Genomic DNA, 15,212 nt, shown 5'->3' with positions numbered 1-15,212 from the left:
TTGCCTATAATATGATGTGTCTAGAAAGCTAAAGAGGTGAGTCAATGGCAGTTGTAAAAGCCAGGAGTCGGGATATCGATATGTTGGCAAGGTTGCTCCGTGCTGAAGCTGAGACCGAAGGCGAAATGGGCATGTTGCTTGTTGGAAATGTTGGCATTAACCGAATAAGAGGAAATTGCTCCGATTTTAAGAATATCCGGACAATTCCCCAAATGATTGAGCAGCCTCATGCATTCGAAGCGTTGCAGCATAGTTTGTACTATCAAGGCGCAAGAGACAGGGAACGCCGTCTGGCCCAACGGTCTGTCAATGGGGAGCGGAATTGGCCAGGCGAATTTTCTCTATGGTATTTCCGTCCGGGATCGTTCGAAAATCCAGGCCCATGCCCGCCAACGTGGTATGATCAGCCGCTTGTAGGACGCTGGAAGAAGCACTGCTTCTATCAACCTACCGTGAAGGAATGCGAAAATATATATAATACGTAAGGAGCTTATTAAGAGCTCTTGAATATCTCATTAGCGGCCGCGTAAATCGCGGCTTTTTTTTGTTTACGGATGTAACATAAGTAGATTGGCCATTCCTTTTAACTGGCGGTTAGAGGGGAGAGTGGTTACAATATGTGGTAATATTATGTTGGGCTAAGGACTTAAATACTCTGGTTATCGAGGAGAGAAAATATTTGAAAAAGGAACTAACCATGACCATAGAAATAAAGACTAAAAAAGCAAAAGTTTTTTTAGGTCTTGGAGTAATTTTAGTTCTCCTATTTTTTTTGTGGTTTTATCGGGGACCTATTACTTCTACCGATATAAAGCTTAAAGAAGTAAAACACTCAGGAGACCGATTGATTATTGATGGCACTTTTAAGGATAAATGGACACGTTATAAAAGCTACTCAATTAAATACGTAAATGCAGGTAATTCAAACTACGCAATATTAAAAATATACGGCGGTATTATTGGCAAGCGAGATATACATATCGAGATAAATGCAATGAAGTACAACAGACCACTTTACCTTTACTATAGGCAACAAGAGGTAAGGGCAGAGGACGTATTAAGGTAAGGCAAAATAAATAAACGAATTTGACTATCGTGAAACGTCTCAATATATATAATTTCAGTCAATCAGATACTAACTACAACTTTTGGAGGCTTTAAATGAAAAAGCGATATTGGCTAATTCCCCTCCTGATTCTTGCTGTACCCGCCCTGCTGATCGTTCTATTCTCTCGTTTTGTAAATTCAGTTTATCCGGAACCGCCAAAACCGGCTGTAAAGTATGCTGAGTTTCCCCTGCATGCGGTATACATAATGAACGGCCAGCGCCACGAATTGAGGGACACAATAATTGGTGAGTATGACGGGACAGGTTGGAACGAAGGGAACGGAAAATTCCGCAAGTGGAAGCTAACGCTTAAAAGCAGCGGAGCAGATCGATTGACCCTTGTCAAAACGAAAGAAGGAGACGTGGAAATCGAGATCTTTTTTAGCCTAGGCCACGCCGAATATCTGATGGGAGATCCCGACAAGGATCGCAATTACAAACAGAATTATCCAAGCAGTCCCCTAATTTCAAAAAAAGAAGGCCGGATGAACAGCACAAGTTTGTTCACATCTGGTGAATGGTCAGAGAAGTATAATATACGTATCCTTGAGTGGGAAACGGGCCCGCCGATTCAAAATCACTTTGAAGCAGAAAACGGAGACTTATTTGAAATTCTACTTAGCCGAACCATGTTCAATGGAGGATGGTCGAGCTATTGACTACACAAACGGGGATGGGGTGATCGTTTGAATGAAAAAAATCTTATCTGTTCTTACATTGATTTGTATTGTTATCAGCTTAAATGTAATACGCCCTAATAGGGTGTTTGCATGTAGTTGCAGTTCTCCAAGTATTGAACAAAAATACGAAGAAGCTAGCGTCATATTCACAGGTACATTGGTTAGTAAAGATACTGAAGGCGGAAACATTTTTAGTGCGGATAAGGTTTGGAAAGGTACGCTTACAGATGGTTACGTATATAGTGGTTTCAATGGTATGTGTGGAACTGAATTTGAAGTAGGAAACAAGTATTTAATTTACACATTCAATTCTAAAGGAAAAGAAACAACCAGTCTTTGTAGCGGAAATAAATTGATAACCGAGGCAAGCAAAGAGATTCAAACCCTAGACCGATTATCTGAACCTGAATGGAAATATAAGTACTTACTGATATTCGCTTTTGTTTTCGTAGTAGTGATCTTAATAATGGTTTGGAAAATGAAAGGGAGGTTCAAGAAACATCCATTAAGCTAAAGAGGACAAATTTTTGTCTATATATAGGATATAGTTTCATTAGTTTGGTAAAGGAGTGGAACCGGTGAGGATGATATTCTTAGTTTTGTTGGTGTCTTTCTTGGCGGCAGGCTGTAGTAATAATGGATCGAACTCATCGGATAGTTATCCAAGCGCCGTTGCTTGGAATAATATCCTGTATGGATATTCGATAGAAGAAGTTTCCGTAGAAGAAATCGGCAAGCAGATTGGAGAAATTAAAAGACAAGTAACTCCTATGCCGAAAAAAAATGGGGATTCAAATGACCGACGTCTACCAACGGGAAGTCAGTTGTTTGAAATAAGTGGAAAGGATCACAATCAAGAAATGGCAATAAAAGTAAATGGAAAATATTTTAAAGCTTCAAAACTGGGACCTCTGAATTGAATTCGGACGACTACAGTTTAAAAACTTCATGACAGCAACCGGCATCTAATCGGTTGCTGTTTTTGTTGAAGAGCGGGCAGCTTACTTCACTTTTTTTTCGTAAGGCTATGTTAAACTCTATTGTTGATTTATAAGCATAAGAAAACCGCCTTAGTGAATAAGGCGGTTTATTAAGGACATGGGAGTGTCATTTGGTTACTTCTTAACCTCTAATCTCTTCATTATTTCTTCGACCCGTTCATCCTTCGTAGCGTATTGATAAAATAATAGTACATTTGCTATTTGGTATTCGCTATGCTTTACCAAATCAGTTGCTGCTGTACTCTCTTCGAAATCTTTTAGTCCTTTTTCAGCTTCTTGGTGGGAGGAATAGATATAAAAGCTAATTAACTGATTTTCATTTATTGCGTAAAATTCAGGTCTGACATTATTCAAAGTCTTAATAAATACATTTTCTGGACTTAACTCTTGTGGTTCAAATAACTGAATATCTTTCGACTCGAATGAAGTTTTTATTTGCTCTGACGTAATTATTAATTCATCTTTTTTGCATCCTGTCGTAATGAAGCACATTAGCAAAACAACAACCATTATTATCCGCAAGCATATATCCCACCTTTCGTTAATTCCCTATAAATTATGGTGCGGAATACCATCAAATGTTGTACTATACTGTCCGATATCAATAAAGAATAAGCAGACAGTCTAAGCTTTTTATTCGTATCATTCACAGTAAATAGACACGATTTCACCAACATATGTTTTTTATTCGGTGCCGTATTCTCATATTCCTTGCTGTCTATATAACGGAACCAAGCCAAATAATGTTGCAAATATTTGGTTGCAACACCATTGAAGCGGTCCATCCATTTCTTTAAGCGGCTATGATAGCTGTTCACGTTTTGGATATGATAAACGCCCTTGACGCGCTGTTTTCCATCGGATTTGAATCGGTAATGAGCCAAACCTTTTGAATTCGCATAAGAGCAGAATGCCCTCCACGAATCCGTGCAAAGCACGTTTGAGTCGGATAGATGTCCGCCAATCGCTTCATCCAACTTGGTTGTCTTAATACGCCCACGTCCAAGAACGCCAGAGTAGGTCATCTTCTGACGGTCACGGGCTACGAGGACGCAAACCTGGTCGTTGCTTATACCTCGATATTTGGATTTTCCGCCGCGTTTTCTCGGCTTGCGTTCGGCGATGCTACGCTTGCCTTTTTCAGAGAACAGGAAATAGGTTTCGTCCATTTCCACGATACCTTGGAATGCTTCGGTTGGAATCTGTTTCAGAGCGGCGAGAATCTTATGCCGCCAATAGAACAAGGTAACATGCGTAACTTCGCCAAGCAACTCATCGGCACATTTCCGCAGCGAATAACCCTCAATCATGAATTCAATGAAACGAACCCAAAGATGAGGTCTACGCGTACGCTGAAGAGGCGTATTTGTTAAGTCGTTAAACGTCTGTAAACAGGATTTACAACGGTAACGCTGCCGTTTGACCACACCAGCACGCGTTTGCACAGTATATTCCCCAAACCGCACGACATCGTGGGCTGTGCAATGCGGACAAACAAAACCATCTTTGTGCTTCTGCTCTTGGATTTCATCAATTGCTCTAACAGGATTCGAAAAGCCTTTGGTTCGGGACTGCAAGAAGTAGATAAGCTCGCGTTTGCCGCTATCGTCCAATGTTGCAGCAAGCTTCTTCAGTTCCTTTAAATCCATAGATAAATCATCTCCGAACAAGTGATATTACCTTTATTATAGAACACTTGTTCGCAATAATCAAATATCAACATTAAGGTTTAACATAGCCTTTCGTAAAAAGAAAATCGAACAAATTAAAGATATGGATTGTCTATATATTGAGGTGATGAGAATTGTTGGAAGTGTCCCTAAGGCATTTGGTCAATTTGGATGAAGTATCCTTCGATATACTGATGAGAGATTATGGGCAAGAGGTTTGGAACTTTGCTTATTCAATCGTCAAGAATCAGAGCATGGCCGATGATATTACGCAGGATGTTTTTCTGCAGGTGTTCAGGCATGTCACATCATTCCGCAATGAATCTTCAATCAAGACGTGGCTGCTCAAAATTACACGCAACATCAGCTATAACTATCGAAAGGCAGCCTTCTTTCGTAAGGTGTTTCTAGTTGAGAGAATAGATAGGACCGAATACAGTGTCTCAGCAGAGCAATCTTATTTCGATAAGGAAGCGACAAATGATATTTGGAGGTATGTCTTTAAGCTGCCTGTAAAATCGAGAGAAATACTTATTTTGCACGCTAAATATCAACTATCCATTCTGGAAATTGCTCAAGTATTAGGCATTCCGCAAGGAACGGTAAGATCGCGATTGTTCGAAGCCCGCAAGAAAATGAATGTGCAATTGGGGGAGGATTACTTATGAAATCAGATCCTGATTGGTATAAGTCTTTACAAGGGGATATTCTCAAGGAACAAAAATTTGATAATGAACTCATTCAAAAAATCAGGCTGCGCACAACTCAATTGGGAGTCGTTCCCGCGAAGAATAGGTTGCGTCAGGCGACTTTCGCAAGTCTGGCATCATTAATCGTAGTTGTGGCGATTTTGTTTACAGTAAGTGAAACGGCAATGCATTCTTCAATTTCTCAGCAGAATACGAATATAACAGAAGATGAACACTCAGGCGGACAAGCAACTTCTGAGGAAATAGAAAAACGGTCAGAACTAACGGATACGGATGGCGAACAATTGCCTGGTGCAGTTGATCTATCGGAAGTTTCAACTACTCCTGGTCGAATAGACCTAACGATGGTAAAGGATACGATTCATCTCCCTTTGAATTTAGCAGATCCATCTCTGCACCATACCCATACTTCTTCGTCTGCCCTCCAAATTACTAAATTGGTGGATGCGCATGGGCAAATTTCTCTTAATGGGGAAACCATATTGGTTATCTATCAGCTTAACGATGATAAGCATGAAGTTATATTTACACAATCTCGTAACAAGTTTGAGGATGTACAAGCGGCAGTTGAGGATACAAAATCTTGGTATAAATCGGAGGATGTCAAAGTCATGGAGATCAACGGATGCACGGCCGTAATCGAAGATTCGCCTAGCCGAAAACAAGTGCATTTAATTACAGCTGCTCATTTCTACACCATTGGCTCTCCAGGTACACTGGATCTGGAATATTTAATAACATTGGCTGGGAAAATACAGTCGCCTTAGGTAAGAGTTTCTGCGGGTACTTTATCAGCGTAGGATGGTGTATTAAATGGCAGACAGATTAGAAGGTCAAAAGAAACCCTATCGTGCTTTGATTATTGTTCTTTGTATTTTAACCATATTGATTGCTATTTTGTGCTATGGATATTATCAAGTTTTTTATGCGGAAAAAATAATACTAACTCAAAACTCCCCTAACAAAATAAATCAAATTGAAATTAGAGTTCGAGGTCAGAACGCGTTTTTTTCGAATGCTCCGATACGAATTCACTATGGAAAAGTTGGACATATTCGCCCTTATATCGAGGAGAGAATTATCAACGACGGAAAGAATCTTCATGCAGAAAATTTTGATTTTAATTGGGTAACAGAAGATAAAGTTTCAATTACTCTAAAAGGAGAAGAGCAAGAAGATAAAACATTAGAAATTACGTTTCCTGACTGATACAATGAAGTCATTTATTGGTGCATGAGAGAAGGGGATTTAATGAAATCTAGAGGGTTATACGTCCTGGCGGTCTTGGTCGCCATCTTGCTAGGGATCGGGTCGAGAGAATATGCCTCTGTACTTCCCCATTTTATAGCGAAGCATTTCGGCGATGCCTTATGGGCGGCCATGATCTATTTCGGCTTGCGTGTTCTGCTAGTTAGGATGTCTTCTCTGCAAACCATCCTAATTAGCCTTGGAATCTGTGTTGTGATCGAGTGCAGTCAGTTGTATCAGGCAACCTGGATAAACGGTATCCGGAACACGCTGCTTGGCGGGCTAATTCTGGGGAGAGGATTCCTCTACGCGGATTTGGTCCGGTATAGCGTTGGAGCCCTAAGCGCTTATGGGTTGGATCGTCTTATCTTAATCCCGGTTGCAGTTAGTGCCAAAAGATTTTGAGTTTATAACAATAAACTTTCTACCGCTCAATCGATTCCTTCAATATTGCATTGTAACTTTTCTGCGGCTATTGCGTCAAAAATTAAAATAGAAATTGACGGGAGGGATAGATTGAGAAATATTACATTACTACTTCTCTTAATATTAACAATGGCGATGGCAGGCTGTGGCTCATATGAATCTCAACGCGAAACTCCTATTGAGATGGTAGCATTCGCTGCCCTCTCTGACGAAGAGTCGAAATTAATACCAGTAAGCCCTAAAGATTCTATTGTAAAGAAAGTATCCGTGGATGACGAAATAAAATCTGTAATTGCTACTAACTATAATAAAAAAGAAGTTTACTCCGTTACATTTAATCACACTGAGACTAATTCTTCGGGAAACCTTATAGTCTTTATTGCTTTAGACCAAAAAACGGTTGTTGGTAAAAGTAAACGAATGAATGGTTTTGGTAAAATGGAAAAAAGAGGTGATTCCATTGAGTAGAAATATTACGTGTGTAATCTTACTACTGATTGGAGCACTAGTACTATATATTGCTTCTATTCCGCTTTTCTATGCTTATCCATATAGTAGAGGACCGAACTCCGGCCCTTCGAACAGTTGGGAACTTATTCGAATGATGGCTTACGAATCATGGGGATTGTTTTTATTTATAGGATTGGTATTTATTATAATTTCAGTTTTAGGGCTATCGCGAAAGAACGATAGTTGAATAGTAAAACGTGACAAAGCTGCCGGCCAATGATCGGCAGCTTTGTTATGTTAATGGACAATTTACTGGAACAAATTATTGTATTGGGGTGGCACTACATTCATGGTAAATTTGTAGAAAAGCATTATCATGATGTCGGTACGAATTGTGAACAAAATAAAGCCTGCAGGGTTTTTAATTATTGGATTCTTTTTTGGAGCTACTGCTGTCTTGCAAGCCCTTCAGAATATAATATGATAACGAGGAAACGATAGTTTCATGAATAAAGCGGCAGCAAGGCAGCTTCTCATTTCATACTAATTTCATAGTTTATTGATATATTTAAGATCTATGAAGTTGCAGGAGGTAAGATAAAATGCGCGTCTTGCTTGCGGAGGACGATGAAACGCTTGGTGAGTTAACTGAGCATCAATTGAAGCGAAGATACCATGTTGTAGATTGGGTAAAGGATGGCTCTCAAGCTAAAGAAGTTATTACAAAAGGTCATTATGATGTCTATGTGCTGGATTGGATGCTTCCCGAGATGACTGGATTAGAACTGGTCAGGGAGATTCGAAGTAAGGATGATCACACTCCAATTCTGCTTTTGACAGCAAGAGATGCTGTACAAGACAGGGTGGAAGGACTGCATGCCGGTGCAGATGACTACATGATAAAGCCTTTTGCATTTGAAGAACTGGAGGCACGGCTTATCGCTTTATTCCGTCGTCAGGAACGTGGTTATCAATCGGATATAATATCCCTTGGGGACATAACGGCACATTTGAACAGATTGGAAGTAAACCGTGGAGGTATGGCAATTTCACTTACGAGGCGCGAGTTTCAATTGCTTGTCTGTTTGATGCGTCATGCCGGACAAGTCTTGTCACGCGAGCAACTGCTTGATCATGTATGGGGGATCGGCTCGGATGTTACCCTAAACGTCGTTGATGCCACCATCAAACTGCTTCGGAAGAAATTGGATGGGCCCTTTGAGTCGAAAAGCATTCAAAGTGTATATGGTGCTGGCTATCGGCTGACAGTGGACGGGGGCGCACATGTTTAAACAAACAAGAACACGTCTAACGCGTGAATTCTCGCTAACCGTAGGTATTATCTTGATGATAACTGCGGTTTTTTCGCTATGGATGGTACAGAATATGATGACGACGACAGAGGATAATCAGCTTACGACGTTAAGCGGTCAGTACAAATCAGAATTGCAAAAGCTGTTGGACTCACCAAAGGGTGATGTCTTGTTCGATTCTTATGAGAATTCAGAGAAGGGATATGCTCCCTCAGGCTTGCAATTGGATCAAATGGCATGGTTAGTTGATCCGAATGGGCAAATCATTTTTGAATCCCCGTCGGCAAATAAACTGGGTTTGAATGATGAAGCGGCAGAAGAGGTTTTTCCCATGAACGCGCTATTGCCAAGTGTTCTCGAAAAACCTGCTCATGACTATCATAATGTCCGAGCGAATGGTCGGACCTTCCGAATGGGAGGGTTGGTCATATCAAGCGGGAAGCTCAATGAATATAGGATTATCGTCGCGCAGGAAATAACGAATGACACTGCACTGATTACGCAATTAAGATGGGCGTTCGCGGGGCTTGCTCTTGCTCTACTGTTAGCTGGCGGAATCGCAGGTTATTTGTTGGCTGGCCGGGCCATGAAACCGATCGCGAATGCTTTCCAAAGGCAGGAGCAATTCACCAGTGACGCGTCTCATGAGCTCCGAACGCCGCTAAGTATATTGAGATCCGCCTATGAAGTGCTTGATGAGCAAAGGGATAAGCTTCCGGAGTTTCATCGTCATGTACTTATGAAGTCGGGGCGTGAAATCCATCATATGAGCCGGCTTGTTGAAAATCTGCTTGTACTTGCACGCAGCGACAGTGGCCGGATTGAGCTAGCGGTCTCACGTTTCTCTTTATGGTATACCATTAACCAAGTCATTGAGCAGCTTCAGCCAATTGCATCGTCGAAGAATGTATCTCTGGGATGGGATGCCAGCCAAGGAAGAGCTGCAGAGGATAATGTAATGATTCAGGCGGATGAAGTGAGAATAAGGCAACTAATCCTCATCCTCGTTGAAAATGCGATACAGTACAATCGTGAAGGCGGCAGGGTAATGGTTGCAATGAATGTGAGCGCACAGAAGACGTCCTTCACGGTAAGGGATACGGGGATCGGAATTGAGAATGAGCACTTGCCACATATATTTGAACGGTTTTACCGCATGGATAAAGCCCGCACGCGCCGTTCCGAAGGAACGGGACTTGGACTTGCGATTGCTAAACAAATTGTGGATGCTCATCACGCAAAGATTGAAGTGTGGACTCAGCCGCAGACAGGAACAACATTTCGGGTAACCCTTCCGAATATTTCATAATCTTTTCAGATTGTTTTCTTATCTTATATCACGTAGCCTTCCGAGGAAGGAAGGCAATTATAAAGAAGGTAGGGATAAATCAATGAAGAGAAATTGGAAGCTCGCAGGCGCAGCGCTATTGGTCGCGGTTGCAGTACCGGTATCCGCTTATGCAGCAGACAACAGCCTGAACAGTAAATCACAAGAGAAAGCAAGCTATGCAGATGCTCAAACCAAGCCGGCTGGAAAGCAAGGAGATACAGTCAAAGGCAATAAGTTGAACCTGGATGTGCTGGAAATCGCTAAATCCAAGCTTGGTCTGGATCAAGCAGCATTCGAGCAAGCTCAGAAAGCCGGTAAGTCACTGGCAGACATCGCAAAAGAAAAAGGCAAAGCGCTTCAACCGCTGATTGATGAACTGACTAAGGAAATCAGTGCTGCGATTCTGGCCAATCTTGATGCAGCAAAACTCACTGATCAGGAGAAGGAGAACGTACAGAAGAAGGCATCCATGGAGGCAGAACGGATCTTCACTGAACCGCTTAATAAAGAAAATGTTAAACAAGAGGGTAATGATTGGAATCTGGCGGCGGCGCTTGAATTAATCGGAATCGACAAAGCTGCTTTTGCCGAGCAGGTTCATTCAGGCCAATCATTCGTTGATATTGCCAAAGCCCACAATATATCCCGCCAGCAGCTGATTGATGCTCTAGTGTCTGATGCGATCGCTAAAGTGGATGATCTTAAGGCGAATGGAGATCTTACACAGGAGCAGGCAGATAAGAAGAAGCAAGCAATGCTTAAAGAAGTAGAAGATTTCGTCGACCATACACAGGTGCTGTTCGCTAAGAAGGAGAGTTCTGCAGCTGCACAGGGGAATGAGGATAAGCAGACTCGAGCTGAAGGGATTAGAATTGATTTTCAACAAATCGCTGCATCCAAACTTGGTTTAGATAAAGAAGCTTTCCAGAAAGCACTTGAGGCTGATAAGTCTTTAGCTGATATTGCGCAAGAACAAGGTAAAGAGGTTCAGCCGCTGATTGATGAGCTGGCAGGGGAAATCAGTGATGAGATTCAGGTTAAGAGCACTAAGAGTCTTACGGATGAAGAGAAGGAGAACGTGCATAAAAAAGCAGCATTAGAAGCTGAGCGGATATTCAAGACTCCTCTAAACAAGGAGCAAGAAGTGAAGGAGCAAGGAATTGGTCAATATAATATGCAAGCGGCTTTCGAGCTGTTAGGCATTGAAAAAGAAACCTTCGCCGAACAAGTTCAAGCAGGTAAATCATTTGCGGATATCGCTAAGGACCATGGCGTATCCCGACAGAAGCTCATTGATACATTAATGTCCGACTTTGCTGCCAAAATTGCTGCTATACAAGCAAATGGCGATATTACACAAGATCAAGCAAATCAGAAAAAGCAAGCTGTGCTGAAAGAGGTTGAGGATTTTGTTGATCATACACAGACAAAGTTTGATATAGAAGAGAAGAAATAAGATAGGAATAAAGGCTGCCGATGATGGCGGCCTTTTTAACGAGTATGTGCATCCGGGTAGCTTTCATGTTGATTCTAAGTGGCAACATTAAATTGGTTTTCTCCGTCAAAATTGTTCTAGAATAAATTACCGCATTACGCTAACGAAAGAACGATAGTGCGGTAGGTGATCAAACGGAGGCAATTTACTATGCACTACAAGTTTTAGTAGTAGGCACTTTTTTAACGTTCCTTGTATGGGGGATAGTTCGGATAATAAAAGGTTTAAAAAAGTAGTTAAGGCAGTTGATCGGAAAGATCAACTGCCTTTTTATTGTCCTTGCTTTTGTTGGTTATCGAATTGTTGAATTGACAGAGGGCAACCGTCGGGTGAATTCTTAAATCAAGCCGGACTGGGACAAGTTTCCACGGAAAAACGCAGAGAGCTTCGAAACCGCAGGCGTTACGTACTCGTCTTTGTCGTAAGTATCGACATGGGTGGCGCCATCTAACCAGTACAGTTCCTTTGGCTCATTTGCTTTCGCAAAGGCTTCGGTCGTCATCCACGACGTGACCGCTTGGGTTCCTGCGATCATCAGGAGCGGACGAGGAGAAATCTGCTCAATGAACCGGAACGCCTCAAAATAGGCGATTCGGTCTATACTGTTCCATGTAAAGAGCTTAGCCGAACGTTGATGCTGTGCGCGGTCAGTGCAATAGTATTCCCATCCCTCGAAGGCATGCAGATCACCAATTGCGCGGGCTTGATCTTCGGTTTCAGGAAAGATCGGAAACACGCCGATTCCTTCTCCGCGGGCTTCCGAAGTTCGAGCCTGCGCCGCAGCATCAAGCATGCTCTTGAAGATGGCAGGGTCCTGCTTGCCGTCGCTTCCTTTACGGAATTGAAGATGGATGTCGGCCGCGCTGACAGTAGCAACCGCCTTAATACGATGGTCGGTTACCGTGGCCGGAATAACGTAACCTCCGGAGGCGCAGATGCCAAGAGCACCAATGCGCTCCGAGTCGACTTCGTTGCGTATGCTGAGGAACGAGACAGCGGCTTTAAAGTCCTCTACTCGATGGTAGGGGTCTTCGAGCCCCCTTGGCTCACCTTCACTTTCTCCCTGATAGGCCGCATCAAAGGTAAGTGTGATAAAACCTTGCTCGGCAAGGCGTTTCGCATAGAGTCCAGCGCTCTGCTCCTTTACAGCGGCGCCGGGGTGTCCGATTACTATTGCAGGGCGCGGACCGTCAACCTCTCCTTTTGGTAGGTATAGATGGCCGGCGATCTTTACTCCCGCACTCTCGAAGTTAACGTTCATTTTCATATAATTTAGCATGTGTAACTCCTCCAATTCAACTTAACATAAGTTCATTAATAGACATTGATTCATTTGTGAACATGTATATAATTATATTCAGGTGCAGAAGACCCGCAATTGTTAGATTAGCGTAATTTGTTAATTAGTGAACACAGGTTACGATATTGTTCATTATTTCTTGAAGGCTGGTGAATCCCATTGTCTAAAACGGATCGAAGAATAGGCAAAACGCAAGAGGCAATCAAGGACGCGGTTATAGAATTGATGTCTGAGAAGAATTTCGACGACATTACGATTCGAGACATATCCGACAGGGCTAATGTGAGCAGAGGGACCATTTACCTCCATTACTTAGATAAATATGATTTACTCGATAAGCTTGTTGAGTCGCATATCAATGAGCTCCGGGAAATTTGCATAACAGGAGCAGATCTAGACTATGTAAGCGGCTCACCGCTATGGACCGAATATTTCGAACAAAATTATACTTTCTTTTCGTTAATGCTGGCGAGTAAAGGAGCCCCTTATTTTCGCACACGGTTCCTTGATTTCCTTATCGAACAATTTAAGCAAGAAGTAGACGTCACCGAGGGGAAGAACCAGGGATTAAATGAGGAGGTCATAATAAGGTTTGTAGCATCCGCATACGTAGGGGTAGTGGAGTGGTGGTTTATCAATGACAAGCCGATTCCTCATCATGTCTTGGCTGAACAACTCGGATTATTGTTTGAGAGGAATTTGTAAAGGAGCATACGAAGTTGCTAAATTAATAAGGGGTACTCACTTATGAAAAAACGAAGAAACGTGCTTGTTCTTGCCCTATTAATCATTTTATTTTTCATAGTATACTTTACATTTTGGTGGAAGGATCCTTATGAGGAGATCAAGCTGGACAGTCCTGCCTATTTATACGGTGATCACTTTAATCAAACAACCAGGCTTACTCTAGAGGGGAACTATAACCGGGACGATCATAACTTTCAAGGTTCGTTAACAATTGGGGATAATATCAGGCTGGATCATGTTATCCTATTGCACGGTGCCTTATTGATATCATATGAAGGCAGCGAACGGACATCCGTAGGTCCAGTATTTTTCGATCATGAACAGGTTAGAATTTCTATTGAAATCACTGATCCTGGTTTATATAAGCTGCTTACGTCAAAAAGTTATGATGGTAAATCCAAGCTTGTGATCAGCTCGCCTGCTACAACTGCGGAAGAGGCTAGAGCGATAACCGAGAACCTTATGCAAATTAAAACGATATTCGATAAATAAGCGGTACCCGAGTATTCTGCGAAACGAGAAATGGATGGGTCCCGTTGATTGACTGGATGCAACAACAAACGCTATAATTTTCTTGTTATGCAAAAAAGTTTCTTAGGAAATGGAGGGAGCTCGCATCAAACTAAAAGAGATTGCAAAAAAAGCAAACGTCTCGATTAGCACAGTATCCAGAATCATAAACAACCAAGGCAATTTCAGCGAGGAGACTCGCAAAAAAGTATTGGATATCGCGAACGAGCATTTAAAACCGGGGATCGCTCCCTCCAACCAGGTTGGAATATCCTACACGATCGTTGTTATCATACCGGGCAATAGCGACTTTTTCGATAATGATCCGTCTACCTCCGCCGACTTGAATCACTTAAAGGATGAGTTTGAAGCATACGGTCATCAGGTTCATATCGCGAAGCATTACACCGATTTGTTGTCGTCTCCGGCTTATAAGCTTCTGGGCGAGGAAAAAATCGACGCTGCCATCCTGTTTGACCCGTTTGTCGGCGATAAGATGTTTGAGGAATTGGATAGACTCGGCATCCCGTATGTGTTTACGAACGGGAGAACCTACCGGACCGGTCAGAACTATATCGACTACGATAACCGAAAAGGCGCCTATGAAGTAATCCGTTATCTGCACGGATTAGGCCATCGGCATATCGGGATGATCGCGGGGCCTCAAAATCATCTTGTCAATTTGAACCGGCTGGACGGCTGCAAGGACGCGTTTCGCGATTTGGAGCTGCGATGGACCGATGCCAATGTAGCAATGGGCGCGTTTGATCCCGCGCACGGCTATGAAGCCGTCAAGCAATTGCTGTCGGAACGGCCGGCCATCACGGCGATTTTCGCGTTTAACGACATTATTGCTTACGGGGCCATGAAGGCTTTGGCGGAAATGAACCTTCGTATTCCCAAGGATGTTTCCTTGGTTGGGTTTGATGACCTGAAGCTGTCGGAGTTTATGGTTCCGCCATTAACGACCGTAAGAAGGTTCAGGTATGACATCAGCTCCATCATCGTTAAAGTACTGACCGAATTAATAACGAACAAGAATATTTCCGAAGTGTACATTAGTCTTAAGACCGAGATCATCGAGCGGGAATCCTGCTCCAAAGCGGTAAGCAAGGCTTAACAAACGGAACAGGAATAGCCTTCTTCAGATAAACCATATCTGAGGACGGCTATTTTTGTTTTTGGATTGACGAAGTAAACACAGGTAGAATATACTAAGAGCGC

The 15,212-nt window shown here is 42.4% G+C and carries 18 protein-coding genes and 1 pseudogene; 16 read left to right on the top strand and 3 right to left on the bottom strand.

Annotated features, from left to right (window positions below):
• Positions 1 to 44: 44 nt before the first annotated feature.
• The 5 genes from EV294_RS22040 to EV294_RS22020 all read left to right on the top strand — a co-directional run bounded on the left by EV294_RS22040 (position 45) and on the right by EV294_RS22020 (position 2,708).
• On the top strand, positions 45 to 485 hold the full coding sequence (locus EV294_RS22040; RefSeq protein WP_132310738.1) for a cell wall hydrolase: 441 nt from the start codon (positions 45 to 47) through the stop codon (positions 483 to 485).
• Between the two features lie 194 nt (positions 486 to 679).
• On the top strand, positions 680 to 1,066 hold the full coding sequence (locus tag EV294_RS22035; RefSeq protein WP_132310736.1) for a hypothetical protein: 387 nt from the start codon (positions 680 to 682) through the stop codon (positions 1,064 to 1,066).
• Between the two features lie 95 nt (positions 1,067 to 1,161).
• On the top strand, positions 1,162 to 1,767 hold the full coding sequence (locus EV294_RS22030; protein WP_132310734.1) for a hypothetical protein: 606 nt from the start codon (positions 1,162 to 1,164) through the stop codon (positions 1,765 to 1,767).
• A 31-nt stretch (positions 1,768 to 1,798) separates the two neighbouring features.
• On the top strand, positions 1,799 to 2,302 hold the full coding sequence (locus tag EV294_RS22025) for a hypothetical protein (RefSeq protein ID WP_132310732.1): 504 nt from the start codon (positions 1,799 to 1,801) through the stop codon (positions 2,300 to 2,302).
• 64 nt (positions 2,303 to 2,366) lie between these two features.
• Complete coding sequence (locus EV294_RS22020; protein ID WP_132310730.1) at positions 2,367 to 2,708, top strand: hypothetical protein; 342 nt, start codon at positions 2,367 to 2,369, stop codon at positions 2,706 to 2,708.
• A gap of 195 nt (positions 2,709 to 2,903) precedes the next feature.
• Here the strand turns inward: EV294_RS22020 and EV294_RS22015 are convergent, their stop codons facing one another.
• Both EV294_RS22015 and EV294_RS22010 read right to left on the bottom strand, forming a co-directional pair.
• Entirely contained in the window at positions 2,904 to 3,311 is a 408-nt protein-coding gene (locus EV294_RS22015; protein WP_243711751.1) for a hypothetical protein, read from the bottom strand.
• Positions 3,312 to 3,394: 83 nt separating this feature from the next.
• A pseudogene (locus tag EV294_RS22010) lies at positions 3,395 to 4,438 on the bottom strand (IS1595 family transposase); the annotation flags it as partial.
• 215 nt (positions 4,439 to 4,653) lie between these two features.
• Between EV294_RS22010 and EV294_RS22005 the strand changes: the two are divergent.
• The 8 genes from EV294_RS22005 (at position 4,654) to EV294_RS21970 (ending at position 11,392) form a co-directional block, all read left to right on the top strand.
• Positions 4,654 to 5,127: an RNA polymerase sigma factor gene (locus tag EV294_RS22005; protein WP_132310953.1), complete on the top strand. Its 474-nt coding sequence runs from the start codon at positions 4,654 to 4,656 to the stop codon at positions 5,125 to 5,127.
• The gene (locus EV294_RS22000) at positions 5,124 to 5,936 is read left to right on the top strand and encodes a hypothetical protein (RefSeq protein ID WP_132310728.1); all 813 of its coding nucleotides are present in this window, start codon (positions 5,124 to 5,126) and stop codon (positions 5,934 to 5,936) included. Before EV294_RS22005 ends, EV294_RS22000 begins: the two co-directional genes overlap by 4 nt.
• A 46-nt stretch (positions 5,937 to 5,982) precedes the next feature.
• A complete protein-coding gene (locus EV294_RS21995) occupies positions 5,983 to 6,378 on the top strand; it encodes a hypothetical protein (protein WP_132310726.1) in 396 nt (131 codons plus the stop codon).
• Between the two features lie 24 nt (positions 6,379 to 6,402).
• Positions 6,403 to 6,822, top strand: a complete 420-nt coding sequence (locus tag EV294_RS21990; protein ID WP_132310724.1) for a DUF2809 domain-containing protein — start codon at positions 6,403 to 6,405, stop codon at positions 6,820 to 6,822.
• Between the two features lie 111 nt (positions 6,823 to 6,933).
• Complete coding sequence (locus tag EV294_RS21985; protein ID WP_132310723.1) at positions 6,934 to 7,311, top strand: hypothetical protein; 378 nt, start codon at positions 6,934 to 6,936, stop codon at positions 7,309 to 7,311.
• 584 nt (positions 7,312 to 7,895) lie between these two features.
• A complete protein-coding gene (locus tag EV294_RS21980; protein WP_132310722.1) occupies positions 7,896 to 8,585 on the top strand; it encodes a response regulator transcription factor in 690 nt (229 codons plus the stop codon).
• A gap of 94 nt (positions 8,586 to 8,679) precedes the next feature.
• Complete coding sequence (locus tag EV294_RS21975) at positions 8,680 to 9,915, top strand: sensor histidine kinase (RefSeq protein WP_165930773.1); 1,236 nt, start codon at positions 8,680 to 8,682, stop codon at positions 9,913 to 9,915.
• An 82-nt stretch (positions 9,916 to 9,997) separates the two neighbouring features.
• Entirely contained in the window at positions 9,998 to 11,392 is a 1,395-nt protein-coding gene (locus tag EV294_RS21970; RefSeq protein ID WP_132310718.1) for a hypothetical protein, read from the top strand.
• A gap of 376 nt (positions 11,393 to 11,768) precedes the next feature.
• On the opposite strand, the gene EV294_RS21965 is transcribed toward EV294_RS21970, so the two are convergent.
• Positions 11,769 to 12,710, bottom strand: a complete 942-nt coding sequence (locus EV294_RS21965) for an alpha/beta hydrolase (RefSeq protein WP_207918174.1) — start codon at positions 12,708 to 12,710, stop codon at positions 11,769 to 11,771.
• A gap of 180 nt (positions 12,711 to 12,890) precedes the next feature.
• On the opposite strand from EV294_RS21965, the gene EV294_RS21960 reads away from it, so the two are divergent.
• The 3 genes from EV294_RS21960 to EV294_RS21950 all read left to right on the top strand — a co-directional run bounded on the left by EV294_RS21960 (position 12,891) and on the right by EV294_RS21950 (position 15,108).
• A complete protein-coding gene (locus tag EV294_RS21960; protein ID WP_132310716.1) occupies positions 12,891 to 13,436 on the top strand; it encodes a TetR/AcrR family transcriptional regulator in 546 nt (181 codons plus the stop codon).
• Positions 13,437 to 13,478: 42 nt separating this feature from the next.
• Positions 13,479 to 13,970, top strand: a complete 492-nt coding sequence (locus EV294_RS21955; protein WP_132310714.1) for a hypothetical protein — start codon at positions 13,479 to 13,481, stop codon at positions 13,968 to 13,970.
• A 109-nt stretch (positions 13,971 to 14,079) separates the two neighbouring features.
• On the top strand, positions 14,080 to 15,108 hold the full coding sequence (locus tag EV294_RS21950) for a LacI family DNA-binding transcriptional regulator (protein WP_132310712.1): 1,029 nt from the start codon (positions 14,080 to 14,082) through the stop codon (positions 15,106 to 15,108).
• Positions 15,109 to 15,212 lie beyond the last annotated feature (104 nt).

The sequence above is a fragment of the Paenibacillus sp. BK033 genome (assembly GCF_004345425.1).
GTDB lineage: Bacteria > Bacillota > Bacilli > Paenibacillales > Paenibacillaceae > Pristimantibacillus.
The sequence above is the reverse complement of the archived record's forward strand: the minus strand, read 5'-3'. Positions and strand labels throughout refer to the sequence as shown.